A 16,224-nucleotide genomic window follows, 5' to 3' on the forward strand; every position below is an offset into this window, starting at 1 on the left:
TTCGCCTAACTTCAAGCCCAATCCAAAAAAAACGGGAAGAAAGCCAAAAGCGTCCACTTTTGGCTTGTTCCGCGTGCTGTGCTGTTATAATTCCCCGCTCAATGTCTCGTGGTCGCCGCTTCCTGCCGGTCTGCTGCAAGTCCTCTCGTTTTTACGATAATTTTACGGATGCTGTCTTCCGAGAGATGGAATTGACGAATCAGCTCCGTCACGGAGTGACCGCTTTCATATAATCGGAAAATTTCATGATTTCTGCGCTGGATCGATTGCCGGGCGCCGTTGTTTTCACCCCAGCCCGCACGGGTTTGTTCTTTTTTCGGTATATACACGATCTCGCCCTGTATGTACTCCTGCAGCTGCTTCAGCAGCACGGGCGGCAAAATGTCTTTTCCGTTCTTGTACCCCACCGATGAAAGCCTCCTTTCGCGCCGTGATGGCCATAGCCTCGAAAGTCGTTAGCATGTTCATCTTCACACCTCCATCGGGTTTTGCTCTCGCAAAACGATCATTTCAGCACAAGGGCATAAAATAAAGAAAAACACGATAGCCCTATCGTGCCTGAATGCCTTTAATATGTCATGTATCATGCAATGACGATCAGGTGACGGTGTTGGAGAAAATGCCTATTCATTTGTCGGCAAACCCTTTTCCGCTGGTCCATGCAAATGTGTTTACAAACATCGAATGACACTCCCTTCACCTGAGTTAGATTGATGATACGCATTATGCTCCACATTATAAACCATGCTTTGCTTGAAGTCCATTGGCGAATCGGATAAGAAGGGGCCCGAAGGCCCCTTCCGACAACTTGGGCTCCCCGCTTTACGCGGAGATCACCCCGGTTAACGTAATCATGTTCACGATCACTCCTTTCCCTTAGCGTCAGCCGGCCGGCTACATGTACTATTTACTCATATGTCACGGCTTGCCGCAAGATGAAAGAATGATTATAACGATTTTATCCTTGCTTCCACGGCCGCAGCCAGCTGACGAAACGCAAGCTCGCGGAGAATGTACAGCGCCTGCGCTTCCGGCGCCGTGATCTCGGTGAAGCGCAGCCTGCTGCCTGGACGCGCCTGTGCGACAAGCGGCAGATCGACGGCAGCGACCTGCGCAATGCGCGGATAGCCGCCGGTCGTCTGCACATCGGCGAGCAGCACGATCGGCTGTCCGTCCGGAGGCACCTGAATGGTGCCCGGTGTGACAGCCTCGGAGATCATTTCGAGCGGAGAGATTAAGGCGAGCCGCTCTCCGTCCAGTCGGCAGCCCATGCGGTCCGACTGCGCAGTCACGCGATAGGGGGCGGAAAAGAAAGCTTCGAGGCTGCGGGCCTCGAAGCTTTCGGCCTCGCGCCCGCGTACCGCGCGGATCGCCGGATGCTCCGCATACGGCGGACGCGCCTCGCGCGCGAGCGCCCACGGTGCGGGCGAGAGCGCCGCCCCGGGCGCAGCCGCAGCCGCGAGACGGGCGTGGAGCGCGGCGGCCGGGGCCGGAGGCGGGCCCACAGGCAAGCGGTCGCCCGCCTGCAGGGGCCGGCCGGCCAGACCGCCGAACCGCGCCGGCACGTAGGTGCTGCGGCTGCCGAGCACGGCGGGCACGGCGAAGCCGCCCGCCACAGCGAGGTACGCGCGCACGCCCGAGCGCGCGGAGCCAAAGCGCAGCACCGTACCGCTGCGCACAAGCACCGGCCGCCAGCCGGGCAGCGGCGGCCCGCCTTCCGCGTGCGCGTCCATCTCCGCGCCGCAGAAGGCCACGACCGCCTCCTGCTCAAAGCGCAGTACCGCGCCCGTCAAGGTCATTTCCAGCACCGCTGCCCCCGGCGCGTTGGCCACGAGCGCATTCGCCGTTCGGAAGGCGAACGGATCGACGGCGCCGGCCGTCACGACGCCGATGCCGCGGCGGCCGAATCTTCCGGCGTCCTGCACCGTCGTGAGCATACCCGGCTTTTCCACCACCATGCTCATGCGTCTCTCCCTCCGATCCTTTCCGAACTGCTTGCATCCCGCTGCAGTTCCCGCTCCAGCTCCTCGTACCGCTCAGGGGTCAGCGGCTCAAAACGTACCCTGTCTCCCGGCTGCAGAAGACTGGGACGTTCGCGGTGAGGATCGAACAGCGTCTCCGGCGTTCGGCCGATGATCCGCCATCCGCCCGGCGACGCGAACGGATACACTCCTGTCTGCGTTCCGGCAATGCCGACCGAACCGGCAGGCACGTACGGACGCGGCCTGTCGAGACGGGGACAGCATAAACGGTCCGGAAGTCCCCCGAGATAAGCAAAACCGGGCATAAATCCGATCAGATACACCGTATAGGTATGGGAACAAAACAGCTCGATCGTGCGCTCCTCCGTCAACCCGGCTTGAGCCGCGACCGCCCCGAGATCCATGCCAAAGACACCTCCAAAGCATGCGGGGATCACAACGGGATTGCCGTCAAGTTCACCTGCATTTTCTTCCGATAAGCCAACCAGACGGCGATGAATCCATTCACAAACCTGATCATAGGGTGAAGTTTCCTGGCTGCCGTTCAACCCGGAACGATTCCCTTCCAGCCCCTCTTTATACACAAGCCAGGAGTCGTAATATACCGTCACCGTCGTATAAGCCCTTACCCACTCCACCACGGCTGCCGGCGGATGCTCGGCTAATCTGCGTACCGTACCGTCCACCAGCTTCCGATTCCGCTCCGAGACAACGCCTTTCCAGCGAATGACTACCGCCTGCTCACCAAGCGGGTACAACTCATAGGCACCATGATCACGGATCTGCATCTGTTCAAAACCCCTTTTGCGCGGCCAAGCACCGCAAGCCTGCGTCCATGCGAGTGCCCCGTGACGGTCTTTTCGCAAGTCCCAGCCCGTGACGGCCGCTCTTATATACATGGAATCGTGGCCAATCGTTCTAAGGCCGCTCCTCAAATCATACTATAAAAGCGGTCATTTCGAAAAACGGTTTCGACCGCCCCGCCGAACAAAAAAAACCGGAGAAAGTCATTCCTCCAGTCTCACCCGTCAGCCGGACCTTCCGCTGTTTTGGGCCGTGCCATCTTCGCCTGCAATCCATACAGCGGGACTAATCCCACACCACTTCCCAGTTCCGGTTAAGCGTCGCCTCGATCGTACCGCGTTCCATGATATAACCGGCAAGCAGCTCGGCCATGTCCGTCGGAATGTCCTTGATCACGGGCTTGCCTTGGAACATCAAATAATTTCCGCCTCCGCCGGCGCGGTAATTATTCATGACCACGTCATATTCCGCCAAAGGATCGACCGGACGCCCTTGATAGTTCAACTTCACCACCCGTTCCCCGACCGGACGTGAAATGTTAATCCGGTATTCAATGCCCTCCCACATATCGTAGTTATAATGCTGCGGCTTCGGATCGCTAAAATCGGGACTTACTTTGATCGGACCGTTTCCGTCATACCGCTCAAAATAGGATGCGGACCGCTCCAATGCATCCTTGATATCCTGTCCCGTAACCCTGATCACCTGCAGTGTATTGGGATATATGTAATTCGTCACAATATCGCGCATCGTAATTTGCTCGGGAAAGCCCGGCGAAACGTTGTCGAACAGCGCCGTATTGGAAATCGGAGCTCCGGACAGCTCCATCTGCACTTTGTTGATAAATTCGATCAGCGGATGCTCCTGGAGCCTCACCTGCATCGGATCGGTGATCCGCATATCTCCGATTAAACGTCCGATCGGCTGATCCAGCCAGATTTGCGTCTGTTCTTCGTGAGGCCGCATAAGCGAAAGAACCGTTCGGTCCGGCTCAACGCCCTTAGCGGACAGGAGCTCGGAATATTTGGATGTGATCCGATAACGGCCGTCCGTTTTGCGAAGGGTCAGCTGGACTTTGCCAAGGCATGCTCCGGCATAGCCCGGCTGAACAATCGGAACGCCGCCGATTTCTTTACCGGCAAGCATTCGATGCTGATGGCCCGTAAGGAGCACGTCGATACCTTCCACCTCGCAGCAAAGCGCATAGCCCTGATTTTCTCCCGTCAACGGCTCCGCAATCTCCCCCGTGTCCAGATGCCGTTCGAATCCCCCATGATAGGAGACGATGACCACGTCCGCCCTTTCCGTTTCCCGCAAATAGCGAACCCACCGTCTGCCCGTATCCACAGCGTCATCGAAACGCAATCCCGCGATATGCTCCGCTTTTTCCCAATTGGGGATGTACTGCGTCGTTAATCCAAGAACGGCTACCTTGCAATCGCCGCCGTATGTTTTTATGAGATAGGGCTTTCCGAAATACGGCTCCCCCGTCGAAGCATTCACGATATTAGCGCTCAGCCAAGGAAATCTCGATTCCGATACCGCCTTATTCAACAGTTCGATTCCGTAGTTGAATTCGTGGTTGCCGATGACTCCCGCGTCGTAGCCAAGCTCGTTTAAGGCTTGGATCATCGGATTCGGCTGCTCCCTGTTCAGCTTCGCATGATGGTACGCCAGCGGCGTGCCCTGTATTAAATCGCCATTATCGATGACCAGCACGGCAGCTTCCTTGCGCCGTTCTTCTTTGATCAACGCAGCGATTTTGGCAAAACCCGACTCGGTCGGATCATTGTTTGCATATTGAATGGGCAGCATATTTCCATGAATGTCGCTGGTTTCCAATATAGTGATGGTTAGACAGGTGGACATCCTCGTATCAACTCCAATATTCGTTGGCTGAGACCCACTATATCAAATTTGTGGAAAAAGAGCTACAACGGCACGAATTTCGTTTATATCGGGGATATGATCCACATGAATCCATATTTACAAAAGACAAAAACCAAATATGTTATATTGTTATCAAGATTGGATTCAAGATATTTCACAGGAGGTTCATAAGCATGTTCCATAAATTCGCTTCGATCAGTTTATCCCTGGTTCTTCTGGCCGGAATTGCAGCAGGCTGCGGGCCACAGCAAGATAACGCGCCGACGGATCGAGGAGATCAGCAGGAAACGCCGGCAGCCCGCTATGTTCCCAAAGAACTGAAGGTTCAGGTTGTCCCCCCGCACAACGCGGAGACACTGGAAGCCAAAGCGAAGCCGCTGGAGAAGCTTCTTGGCAATAAGCTGAACATTCCCGTGAAAATTTCCGCTTCAACGAACGACCATACCGTCATCGAAGCGATGTCCTCCAGGCAAGCGGATATTGGCTTCCTACCTCCGAATGCTTACGTTCTCGCCCATGACCAGAAAAAAGCAGCCGACGTGCTCCTTCAGGCTCAGCGCTATGGGATTGAAGATGCAACGGGCGCGGAAACAAACGAGCTGGTCGATGTTTACAAAGCCATGATTATCGTGAAAGCCGACTCCCCGATTCACGCATTGAAGGATCTCAAAGGTAAAAAAATCGCTTGGCAAGACGCTGCTTCTTCCGCTGGCTATGTATGGCCGGCCAATGAAATGAAAAAGGCCGGCGTCGATCCAAAGAAAGACGTGACCGGCATCGAAGTCAAGGGCCATGACAAAGGCGTGCTAGCCGTATTGAACGGCCAAGTAGACGCAGCCGCCATATACCAGGATGCCCGTAACCTGGTGATAAAGGACAGGCCGGACGTATTCCGGCAAACGCGCGTTGTCGCATTCACGGCACCGATTCCCACCGATACGATCTCGGTCCGCAATGATATGGACCAAGCCTGGAGAGACAAAATCGCTCAAGCGTTCATCGATATCGGGAAAGATCCCGAAGGCTCGAAAATCATTTACGATGTCTTTTCCCACCGCGGTTATGTGAAGTCTGACGACCGGAAATTCAATATCGTTCGCGACTACTTTAAAAATGCCGGACAAAAGTAATGATCGATTTGTATCCCCAAGGTGCATTTGCCTTTACAGGGCCGTGTCATATCCGCATCCGGACCGGACTTAACTGACGTACCAAGCAATCAGCTGCGCGCCCGGAGCCAGAAAAAGGTGCGCCAACAGGGTACCTGCGAACCTGGACAGCATTAGGAACCCGAACATTCGGTTCATCTCATTCAGGCTTGTTTGGCCGGCCATCGTCTTATCCGTGAGCAACGCCACCCTTGGATCGATAAAGACCGTCAGCAGGATCGTGGCCACGCCGTTAATCAAACCCGACGATTGCGATGCGGCCCTGGAATGCTCCGGTACGAGATACGATGCGTAAAGTGCCGAGAGTACCCCTACGGTATAAATGCCGGTGACCAGCGTATTTAACAGAAGCAGCCGCTTGGGAATCCCTCCCACCCGAAGCCTCTTCAGCATCTCCCAACGGGGAAAGCGCACATTGTTTTTTACCCGTTTAAGCTTGTCGATGGAAACGGATTGCCGCAAAAGCAGGGGAATCGAGCCAGCCGCTTCCAGACGGGATACCATCCGCATTGAAATAAAGACCATCGTCGGAAACAAAAGAATGGCCAGCAGCGTACCCGCCGCCGCACCGGCCAAAATGAGATGAAACTGCCATTCCAAAGGTGTTCCCGGTTGAAGAACGGCCGAATCGATCAAACCACCGGTTAGCGGCCCCTGCAGCAAATTCGACGTCCGCGACACCAGAAGGATAATGCCGGTCAAAGATAAGGCCACTGCCAGCTTGCCTGTACGAATCCCGGCCAGCCTCACGGCATAGGCCAGCGTTTCCACAGCATGAATCACCAGCGTCAACAGCACAACCAGCAACAGCTCTCCGGTCAATAACGCACCTCTCCTTTCATACCATTCCCGGGACCGCTTATACAGCGGTTTGCTTTTAACATCAAGCCGTTCCATGCGTTCTGACCGTAAAAAAAGGGATGGCGCACTCCGTCTGGAGCAGCTGCATCACGCTGTTCAATCAGCCTCCGGCAACGTCCCTTTTCGTGAACAGCAGCCAAGAGACGGCGCAGAAGACGATCCAATAAACCACCAGCATAGACACCGAAAATCCAAGCGTCATCCCCGGAATCAGCGGATTTCCGCCCAGTACATAAGGGGATAAATCGGTGTTGGCGAACAATAAATATTTTACCCAGGTATACTTGAGCTGCGCCAGTACCGAAACGACCGTTCCGGAAGTAAACATGAGAAAAATGGACAACCCGATCGCAAGCGAACTGCTGCGGAATACGGTGGAGATCATAAAAGCCAAGGTTCCGGTCATGACAATCTCGACGGCCTTCAGCCCGTACCTCTGCAGGATCGAAGAAATCGTCTCATCCGGAGCAACGATTCCGCCTGCGCCGAACAGCAGCAAGCCCGTAAAATAGGAAATGATCAGCATGACAAGCAGAAGCGTTACGCTAAAGAGCAGCACTGTCACATACTTGGACCAGAGAATTTTCCCTCGGGACGACGGACGGATCAGAAGCAGCTTAATCGTACCCCATGTAAATTCGGCAGCTACGATATCCCCCGCCACAATAACCGTAAATATGGTAACGAGCGAAGCCAGGCTCGACGCGAAAACCATAAATTGGAGGACATGATCCATCCCCGCTTCAACCACATACTTCATCAGCACACCCATGGCGATGACCGCGAGCGCCAGGATCGCCAGCATCACCCACGTACGCAGCCGGGTATAAATCTTCATGTGTTCATTCTGTACAAGCCGGACAAAGCTAGACAATCCGATTCCCCCTTGTCACTTCGAGGAATTGTTCCTCCAACGTTTTGATCTGCGTACGAATACCGTATACTCCGATTCCAGCCTTCACCAGTCGGGCATTCAGCTCCGCGATGGCCTGCCGCCGATTCGGCAAAGTAACGACCAGCTCCGAATCGTCAACTCTGGCCGTCATGTCATCGGTTAGCATGTCGAGCGCCTGAGCAAGCTCGTTCACCTCGAAGCGCACCTCCACCGTTTCCGACTCCGTCAGAACGTTTTTGAAGGAGCGGACATCCAGCAGCCGGCCGTTCTGAATGATCGCCACCCGGTCGCACATCAGCTCCATCTCGGAGAGCAGATGGCTGGAGACAATGACAGCAATCCCCTCCTCGTTCGCCAAACGCCGCAAATAATCGCGCAGCTCACGGATTCCTTCCGGGTCGAGCCCATTGGTCGGCTCGTCCAGCACAAGCACTGAAGGGCGGTGCAGGATGGCCTGGGCTACTCCAAGCCTCTGACGCATACCAAGAGAGTACGTTTTCACTTTATCCTGAATGCGATTCTCCAGGCGAACCAGCTGCACGACTTCGTCAATTCTTTCTTGTCCTACATCCGGCATCATCCGGGCAAAATGAACCAGATTCTGATAACCGCTCATAAAGCCGTAAAATTCAGGATTTTCTACAATAGCTCCGACGTGCACCATCGCTTGTTCAAATTCGTTTCTGACACTGTGGCCCCGGATCTTCACTTCTCCGTCAGTGATCGACATAAGACCTACCATCATCCGGATCGTTGTCGTTTTCCCCGCCCCGTTCGGCCCGAGAAAACCAAAAACCTCGCCGGGCATGACTTGAAAAGTCAGTCCGTCAACTATGGTTTTGGAACCGATCTTCTTTGTCAGGCTTTGCAGTTCAATTACAGGACTGGTCATATAGCCTCCAAATGAAAAAAGATATGATACGCTTTTCTGGCACGAAAAGTATACCATACCTCATGAAATATGACCAAACGCCCCGATTAATCTTCGTTTTCTTCATAATACTTGGCCAAGCTGACGATCATGCTCCCCATTCTTTCCTCTGCAGGAGCTACAACACGGTCAATCCCTTCATCACGAAGGGCCTCCGCCGTCACCTTCCCTACGGCAACAGCCACCACACTACCGTTGAACGCCGACTTCACTTGCTCCGCCAAGCCTTGCTTGCGGGCATAGGACATCAGAAAACGGACTTGGGGCGTGCTTGTAAACGTTACGGCATCCAGCCGCCCTTCGACGATTTCCGATAAGAGCTGATTCATCACGCTCAGTTCCGGGGGCACATGCAAGTACGGAAGAATTTCATAGTACTGAGCCTGCTGCTCGCCCAGCCATTTCACAAGACGGGGTGCATGATCTCCATACAACTGCAGGGCAACCCTGCGGCCGCGGAGGTCATACGGCATAAGCGCCCTCAGAATGCCTACCGTCGTGCCGTCGTCATCCCTTACCTTGGGCTCCAAACCGAGAGATTTCAAATACCTCACTGTCTTGTAGCCTCTGGCGGCAATTTGTGTACGTCTTAAAGTATCGATGAACGCTTCGCCGACTCTCATCGACTCTGCCGCTTGAACCAGCATCTCCGTTCCCATACCGGTAGTAAAGATGACCCAGTCCGTTCCGTTTTCGATGAGGCTGGTGATCTCCTTCTCCACTTTCTCCCGTTCGACGGCTACCGTGCCTTGGGCGGGACGGACGAGCGGAATGCCTCCAAGCTTTTCCACCATAACGCTCAGCTCGGCGGCCTTCCTCGGTCCAGTGAGCGCGATTCTCTTTCCCTCTAGTCTGCGCATGTCCTTTCTCCCCCATATCCGCTGGTATCTTCTTGATGACTGAACCGCTCGTTCATACAGCGTGAAGACACGATTTAAAAAAACAAATTATGTCAATTATCCTATCTATAGGCGTAGTCTATCTTTACATAATATTTGTAATAGTAATATACCTTATGGACCAGGAAGATTCAATACAAATCTGCTTATAACATTCATAAATTGTGCTTATGAAGCGAAAATAAGCGAACATTTAAAACAAAAAAAACTAAATTGTTCGTCTGTATTTTCACAAACATGACCCCCTCTATGAATTACACAGGTTTATATTCTATGAATCCGGGCAACTCTAGTACTATCGCTTCTATTAAATCAGATTCAGAGGAGGATACACTTGATGAATAAGTTTAGCCGAATAACAATGTTATGTTTTCACCTGCTTCTGCTGCATGTTTTCATTGGGGCTGTGCCTGCCGCTGCTTACAATACGTATGACGAATACTATGAGTCATGCTGCATATCCGCATCCTATTTTTATTCCGGAGAGAACGTGAACGAAGCTCCCGGGCTTCAAGTTCCGCCACCCCTGACGTACAAAATCAAGTCGGGAGACACAATGTACAGCATCGCCAGGTCCTTTGGTATTAGCCTTCCAACCTTACTCGCTGCCAATCCGACGGCAGAACCCAGCCGTCTCACCATCGGACAGCTGCTGGAGATCCCGGCGGATGAGGCGGAACTGCGGCTGCCCGACGGCCAAATGAATACGATAAGCCAAGTGTTCACTTCTACACTCACCGCCTATACCGCCGGGGCCGAATCGACGGGCAAAACCCCTTCCCATCCGGCCTACGGTGTTACATCCAGCGGCAGCAGAGCGGAAGAAGGACGGACGATCGCCGTAGATCCGTCGGTTATTCCGATCGGTACGACCGTATTTATCGAAGGTATCGGCATTCGTACAGCCGAGGATACCGGTTCCGCTATCCGCGGCGCACGCATCGACGTATTTATGGAAGATGTGCGGAAAGCCCGTAAATTTGGCGTGAAGAAGAATGTCAAGGTGTATGTATTGGGCAAAGACGCAGCACGAACCGGCTGATGACGCCCGTCTGTATTCAACCGATGGCGCTCGAATATGACAAAACAGCGGCAGGGGCTGTCCTTCCGGTTTAAAGAAGGACAGCCCCTTACACGTTTATTTTCGGCTCCCGACGGAGAGCCACTTTCAAGAGGCGGTTCCTCTTAAAGTCATCCTCCGTATTTTTTCTGAAGTTGGCGAATCCGGTCGATCAAATCTTTGCCGATGACTCCCTCAAATTCTTCATAAATCGGTTCCCAAACACGCATCCACTCCCGCCTCTCCTCCGGCGTCTGGATATGGATTTGCATCATGGACCGGTCATAAATCTCCTGAAGCTGGCGCGCGTTCATCACGACGGCATTTTGATTCGCCCATTCCGTAGTCTCTTTTAACGCCTCGCTGATCAGGCCTTTCAAATCGTCAGGGAGCTTATCCCAGTATTCTTTGTTCATCAGTACCGCATATCCTAAATAACCGTGATTGCTAATCGTCATATATTTTTGAACCTGATAAAACTTTTTGGAGTCGATGTTGCTGATGGCATTCTCCCCGCCATCCACGAATCCTGATTCCAGTCCGCGATACACTTCGTCGAAAGGAATGGCCACGGCTTTGGCACCAAATAATCGAAACTGGGCTTTAAGCACGTCACTGGGCATGATCCGAAACTGCTGCCCTTTAAAATCCGCCGGATGAATAAGCGGCCCCCGGGCCGAGGTCATTTGCTTAAAGCCATTGCTCCAATATGAAAGCCCTATCATATTTTTGCTCTTTAATTTCTTAAAAAGGATTTCTCCTATTTCTCCGTCAAACGCCTCTTGCACCGCCTGATCGGTCAAAAAAGCATAAGGAAGATCGAATGCCTGCCAGGCCGGCACATATTGAGATATTTTCGAAAACGCCGGAGCGATCATCTGAATGTTGCCGTTCATCAATGCATCCACTTCGTCCGTATCGTTATAAAGAACGGCATTCGGGAAAACCTCAACCTTGACGCGCTGGTCCGTTTTTTGATAAACGCGACGGGCAAAATCTTGAGCCGCCAAGCCCTTGGGCGTATTTTCCGCAACAACATGACTGAATTTGATGACGATTTCCCGGTCGAAGCCCTGCTGTTCATCATCATCGGCGGCAGGAGCGGAGCTTAATGTGGGATAAAAGCCGATGGCAACCGCCGCGACAAGGCCGATCAAAATGACAAGCATCGTTCCGAGCAGCCGTCTCAAATCCGCCCACCTCCAACCTCATCAGGATGATAAAACTTAAGTACAGTATACCATGAAATCTTTGTCCTTGCAGGAACAAACATGAATTCGGAGTTTTGCGGTTACACTACAAAAAAGCCCTGCCGGCCGCGGCCATGAGAGCGAGGAGGAATAGCCCTATGATGTATAAAGGTTATGTTATCCGTTTAATTTGTTGTCCCGCCCTTGTTCTGCTTGTTGCATCCGGGTGCGGACAAAATCAGCAAAATTCCAATCCAAACCAGCAAAGCTCGAATCAACAAAATGTCAGACCGGTCGATACAGAGCTTCAGTACCAAATGAAAATGTACCAGGACATCCGGCAGGAAGAATTCAAGCAGCAGGAACAAATTCGCAAAAACGAAAAACAACAGCTAAAGACCCTGCAAAAGCAGCAGGAGGAAATGCTGAAGCAGGAGCTTGAGTTTCAGGAAAAAATCCGAAAAGCAGGTGATTCCTGGTCGATCAAGAATAAAGAAGAGAAGTCTTCCGGCAAGCAGGAGACCCAAGATGAGCAGGACAGGTAAAGCGCCAGAGGCTACCCCCGCCGTACATGCCTGTCATTGTAATTATTTCCACAGATAGGAATGACGGGCAAATTTATTCCCAATGGCTTCAGCTTATTGTATGATTAGAATAAACAATGGCTCAGTCATTCGCCGACGGGAAAGGGGACATCTTGCCAAAGCTATGCTTCAGCGTTTGAAAATTAATTGGAAAATCGCCATTCTATCATTTGGTATCGTGCTTTTTTCGCTGTGCATCGCCGGAAGCGTTCTCATGGGCGGCATTATCCGGATGAAAGAGGAAGATCTCGGGTGGCGGCTGCTTGTCACCGCGCGAACTGTGGCCCAGATGCCCGAGGTCATCGCCGGTCTCACTAACCCCGATCTGCGACCAGGGATCCAACCCGCCACCGAACGCATCCGCATTATCAATGACGTGACTTACGTCGTTGTCATGGATATGAATCGGGTACGGCTCTCTCACCCGGTTCAGAGCCTAATCGGCACCCAGTCGAGCGGAACTGACGAGGGATCGGCCTTCGCTGAGCACACCTATATATCCAAGGCAAAGGGGGAGCTGGGTACGGCACTGCGCGCTTTCGTGCCGATTATGAACGATAATGTTCAAATCGGAGTCGCGCTGGTCGGCCGCATTATGCCGACCGTAGGACAAGTGCTGCTCGACCTTTCCGGCCAAGCTTATGTGGTTTTGCTGCTCTCTCTTTTATTCGGGTTTTGGGGTTCCTGGAAACTTGCCCAGCACATCAAGCAGCAAATGTTTGAACTGGAGCCGCACGAAATCGCCAGGCTTCTGGTTGAGCGCACGGCAACCTTTCACGCGATGCATGAAGGCGTTATCGCGATTGATAAGAATGAACGCATTACCATATTTAATGAAAAAGCGAAACAAATGCTGAAAATTTCAGGCGACGTGATCGGGAAGCTGATTCACGAGGTCTTTCCGAATTCCCGTCTGCCCGAAATTCTCAAGATGAATCACCCCGTATATAATCAAGAACAAGCGATTGGCAGCGATATCATTATGAGCACACGTGTTCCCATTACAGTAGGCGGCCGCACCGTTGGGGCAGTGGCGATTTTTCAGGACCGGACTGAAGTGACGCGAATGGCCGAAGAACTGACCGGTGTGAAAGCGTTCGTTGACGCCCTGCGTGTTCAAAATCACGAGTATATGAACAAGCTTCATACGATCGGAGGCTTGATTCAGCTGGGCAACAATGAAAAAGCGCTCGACTACTTGTTTGAAATTAGGGAGCAGAAAGAAGAGCTGACCCGTTTCCTTACCCGACGGATCCAGGACGACAGCCTGACCGGACTTCTCCTTGGCAAGATCAGCCGCGGACGCGAGCTTGGCATTGAAGTAACGATCGACCGTCAAAGCCAGTTGGAGCGGTTTCCGGAACGGCTCGATCACCATGACTTTGTTATTTTGCTCGGGAACCTGCTGGAAAATGCTTTTGACGCTCTTCAGCAGGTTCAACGGGATAAGCGCGTATTCGTCAGCATTGCCCAAGACGAACAGGCCCTCTCGGTGCTTGTGGAGGACAACGGCTGCGGTATGGATAACGCTACTCGCGCCCGGATTTTTGAACGCGGCTTCACTACAAAAGGCGGCAGCGAGCGGGGCATCGGACTTCACTTGGTTGCCGGTATAGTGGATAAAGGCGGAGGTACCATCGAAATCGATTCAACACCTGGTGAAGGAACCACATTTGTGGTTTCGTTCCCGATGGACTAATGTTTGATATAACGAACGAGGCAAGGTGAACCTATGAATATGATGAATTCCCCAGAATCCAAGCTGTTTCGTGTTATACTGGTCGAAGACGATCCTATGGTTCAAGAAGTGAACCAACAGTTTATCGAACGTGTGAAAGGCTTTCAAATTATCGGCACCGCTTCCAGCGGAGATGAAGGGCTGCGCATGGTGAAGAAGCTGAAGCCGGACCTGATGATCCTTGATATTTTCATGCCGGTACAGGACGGGATAGAAACGCTGGCACAAATTCGGAAACAGCAGCTATCCGTTGATGTTATTGTGATCAGCGCCGCTAACGATATGCGAACCATTGAGCGGATGCTGCAAAACGGAGCGGTCGATTACATTATAAAACCGTTTAAATTCGATCGTGTCAAACAGGCGCTTGAGCATTACCGGAGCATCAAAGAAACGCTTCAAAGCGAGCATACGGTAACCCAAAGCGAGCTCGACCGGGTTCTGTACGGCAATCCGCAAACGCCTTCTTCACTTATATCCGCTTCAGACGCAGCGGCGGTCCAAGATCTGCCCAAAGGTCTGCAAGCTTTAACCCTGAAGCAAATTCTTCAATTTTTATCGGGCCAAACCGATCCGCTTTCAGCTGAAGAAGTAGCCGAAGGCGTTGGCATCGCCCGGGTCACGGCTCGGCGTTATTTGGATTATTTGGAAAAGAGCGGTCAAGTACGCCTTGATCTGCAGTATGGCGTAGGCCGCCCCATGAACAAATATGTTCTTTCATCCCGGCCGGGAGAATCCCGTTGAACGTAAATTAACAAATACAGGTCTTTTTCTTCTTGCCGATTTTGCCGGCCTGCTTCGCTTTGCGAAGGTATTCCGACGCCAGCGGTACTTTACAAGCCGTTGCCCCGACATCCACGTGTACGCTACCGATCGATTCAGCAACCCTCATTGCCTCCTCATGCAAAACGGCTGCGTAGGTACCGACTGCAATAACGAATGAATTCATGGTATAGCGGACCCGGTTCATTTCGTCATGTACGGTCGCTTCCACCTGCTTTAAAAGCTGTCTGATTTCATTTATATCCAAAAGCTCGTCAGGAGTAATCGAGATATAGTTCGCATAAGTGCTCCAGCCGCAAACGGCGATCATTTCCTCAGGCGACTTTATCCATTCCCTGGCTAATTCCATGGCGTACGGACTTTCCGCGGCAACCCATGCTACCGTATACTCAGCAAGCATGTACCAATTGGCTCTTCTCACCCAGTCTTGAAGCATTTCTTTTGTCGCCGTCTTGGGGTTAACGGTAAGTCCGGCCAAATACATCGCATCGCTATTTCCGGTTTCGTATAGCGCACGAGCGAGATGCTGGTCTTTTTTCACATCTTTGACCAGCTTCTTTAAATCGCCCACCTTCACTCCGAACAAAGGCTCTTTCGCACCGTGACGCAGGAAGATCTGTTTTGTTTGCTCCGATCCCATTGCTATGAGCTTGTCCATGATTTCGTTTAAATCAGTCATTGTATCCACCTTCCCCTCAATGTATGCTTTTCTCGATTTTGAAAATCCGATACTTTTAAACCAATTCTGGAATGAAGCATGCTCAAAACAATTCAGGAACGACTTGGTCATTCCAAGTTTGAGGTAATTGCGGATTTTTATGCGGAATCGGGCCTACGCCGCCATCTTGGGAAGCTGGAAAAGGGGCTAATCTGCCAGCACCTCCATGACGTCGGCAGCGCTCACCGCGGAGTTACTATTTTCTTTTCTATATACTATCATAAGAGATAAAAAGGCCCCAGGAACCCACATCCTTGGACCAATTTTTTACTTTCTTAAAAATTAACTTCCAATATTAAGAATGAAATTATTTGACAATTATCTAACAATTATCACAGGGTAAAATAACCAGTCTCTTGACTTATACTCTTTCGAGTAAAGATCCCTAATATCCCGAGTGATGCCATTTTCAATGAGGAAATTACGAAATCTCTTACTTAAAAATTGCAGTTGTCAAAAAAAGTGCAGTTTGAAAACACCCTCATACTGAAATCCCATTACTAAGCGGCTTGTGCCAGCATTCTTTCGCGATAAATAGCCGGGGGCCAGCTGTAATGCTCCCCAAAATCAAGACATGATTTTTTAGAAAATAAGTTATGTCCTCCTTCCGGTATTTAGGATGCGATTTGCCTTATTTCATGGGCGTAGAACTGAATGGGGCGCGCTTTGTAATGCTCCCCAAAGTCAAGACATGATTTTTTAGAAAATAAGTTATGTCCT

Annotated in this window: 15 protein-coding genes; 5 read left to right on the forward strand and 10 right to left on the reverse strand. The window is 51.9% G+C overall.

Annotated elements, in window-relative coordinates:
- Nucleotides 1-98: 98 nt before the first annotated feature.
- The 4 genes from NR121_RS18560 to NR121_RS18575 all read right to left on the reverse strand — a co-directional run bounded on the left by NR121_RS18560 (nt 99) and on the right by NR121_RS18575 (nt 4,655).
- On the reverse strand, nt 99-407 hold the full coding sequence (locus NR121_RS18560; RefSeq protein WP_054818653.1) for a CD3324 family protein: 309 nt from the start codon (nt 405-407) through the stop codon (nt 99-101).
- A 540-nt stretch (nt 408-947) separates the two neighbouring features.
- Nucleotides 948-1,964, reverse strand: coding sequence for a 5-oxoprolinase subunit C family protein (locus tag NR121_RS18565; RefSeq protein ID WP_174351691.1), 1,017 nt, complete (start codon nt 1,962-1,964; stop codon nt 948-950).
- A complete protein-coding gene (gene pxpB / locus NR121_RS18570; RefSeq protein WP_054820073.1) occupies nt 1,961-2,770 on the reverse strand; it encodes a 5-oxoprolinase subunit PxpB in 810 nt (269 codons plus the stop codon). The genes NR121_RS18565 and pxpB overlap by 4 nt, the downstream gene beginning before the upstream one ends.
- Before the next feature lie 301 nt (nt 2,771-3,071).
- On the reverse strand, nt 3,072-4,655 hold the full coding sequence (locus tag NR121_RS18575) for a bifunctional metallophosphatase/5'-nucleotidase (RefSeq protein ID WP_062409465.1): 1,584 nt from the start codon (nt 4,653-4,655) through the stop codon (nt 3,072-3,074).
- A gap of 194 nt (nt 4,656-4,849) precedes the next feature.
- On the opposite strand from NR121_RS18575, the gene NR121_RS18580 reads away from it, so the two are divergent.
- Nucleotides 4,850-5,806: a phosphate/phosphite/phosphonate ABC transporter substrate-binding protein gene (locus NR121_RS18580; protein ID WP_256831709.1), complete on the forward strand. Its 957-nt coding sequence runs from the start codon at nt 4,850-4,852 to the stop codon at nt 5,804-5,806.
- 69 nt (nt 5,807-5,875) lie between these two features.
- On the opposite strand, the gene NR121_RS18585 is transcribed toward NR121_RS18580, so the two are convergent.
- The 4 genes from NR121_RS18585 to NR121_RS18600 form a co-directional block, all read right to left on the reverse strand.
- Nucleotides 5,876-6,667, reverse strand: a complete 792-nt coding sequence (locus NR121_RS18585) for a lipid II flippase Amj family protein (RefSeq protein WP_054820074.1) — start codon at nt 6,665-6,667, stop codon at nt 5,876-5,878.
- A gap of 139 nt (nt 6,668-6,806) precedes the next feature.
- Nucleotides 6,807-7,580 (reverse strand): ABC transporter permease, encoded by a 774-nt coding sequence (locus tag NR121_RS18590; RefSeq protein ID WP_054820068.1) that lies wholly within the window; start codon nt 7,578-7,580, stop codon nt 6,807-6,809.
- The gene (locus tag NR121_RS18595) at nt 7,573-8,493 is read right to left on the reverse strand and encodes an ABC transporter ATP-binding protein (RefSeq protein WP_062409467.1); all 921 of its coding nucleotides are present in this window, start codon (nt 8,491-8,493) and stop codon (nt 7,573-7,575) included. Before NR121_RS18595 ends, NR121_RS18590 begins: the two co-directional genes overlap by 8 nt.
- A gap of 86 nt (nt 8,494-8,579) precedes the next feature.
- Entirely contained in the window at nt 8,580-9,392 is an 813-nt protein-coding gene (locus NR121_RS18600; RefSeq protein WP_074728807.1) for a uroporphyrinogen-III synthase, read from the reverse strand.
- Between the two features lie 376 nt (nt 9,393-9,768).
- On the opposite strand from NR121_RS18600, the gene NR121_RS18605 reads away from it, so the two are divergent.
- Nucleotides 9,769-10,473, forward strand: coding sequence for a 3D domain-containing protein (locus NR121_RS18605; protein WP_062409469.1), 705 nt, complete (start codon nt 9,769-9,771; stop codon nt 10,471-10,473).
- A 149-nt stretch (nt 10,474-10,622) separates the two neighbouring features.
- Here the strand turns inward: NR121_RS18605 and NR121_RS18610 are convergent, their stop codons facing one another.
- Nucleotides 10,623-11,681, reverse strand: a complete 1,059-nt coding sequence (locus NR121_RS18610; RefSeq protein WP_062409470.1) for a TRAP transporter substrate-binding protein — start codon at nt 11,679-11,681, stop codon at nt 10,623-10,625.
- Between the two features lie 158 nt (nt 11,682-11,839).
- Here NR121_RS18610 and NR121_RS18615 point away from each other — a divergent pair, with 158 nt between their 5' ends.
- The 3 genes from NR121_RS18615 to NR121_RS18625 all read left to right on the forward strand — a co-directional run bounded on the left by NR121_RS18615 (nt 11,840) and on the right by NR121_RS18625 (nt 14,747).
- The gene (locus NR121_RS18615; protein ID WP_256831711.1) at nt 11,840-12,226 is read left to right on the forward strand and encodes a hypothetical protein; all 387 of its coding nucleotides are present in this window, start codon (nt 11,840-11,842) and stop codon (nt 12,224-12,226) included.
- A 163-nt stretch (nt 12,227-12,389) separates the two neighbouring features.
- The gene (locus tag NR121_RS18620; protein ID WP_054820072.1) at nt 12,390-13,964 is read left to right on the forward strand and encodes an ATP-binding protein; all 1,575 of its coding nucleotides are present in this window, start codon (nt 12,390-12,392) and stop codon (nt 13,962-13,964) included.
- Nucleotides 13,965-14,006: 42 nt separating this feature from the next.
- Complete coding sequence (locus tag NR121_RS18625; RefSeq protein ID WP_054820075.1) at nt 14,007-14,747, forward strand: response regulator; 741 nt, start codon at nt 14,007-14,009, stop codon at nt 14,745-14,747.
- A 7-nt stretch (nt 14,748-14,754) separates the two neighbouring features.
- Here the strand turns inward: NR121_RS18625 and NR121_RS18630 are convergent, their stop codons facing one another.
- Entirely contained in the window at nt 14,755-15,465 is a 711-nt protein-coding gene (locus NR121_RS18630) for a DNA alkylation repair protein (protein ID WP_062411015.1), read from the reverse strand.
- Nucleotides 15,466-16,224 lie beyond the last annotated feature (759 nt).

Origin of the sequence: Paenibacillus sp. Pae15 (genome assembly GCF_024519685.1) — a bacterium.
In the GTDB taxonomy this organism is placed as follows: domain Bacteria; phylum Bacillota; class Bacilli; order Paenibacillales; family NBRC-103111; genus Paenibacillus_G; species Paenibacillus_G naphthalenovorans.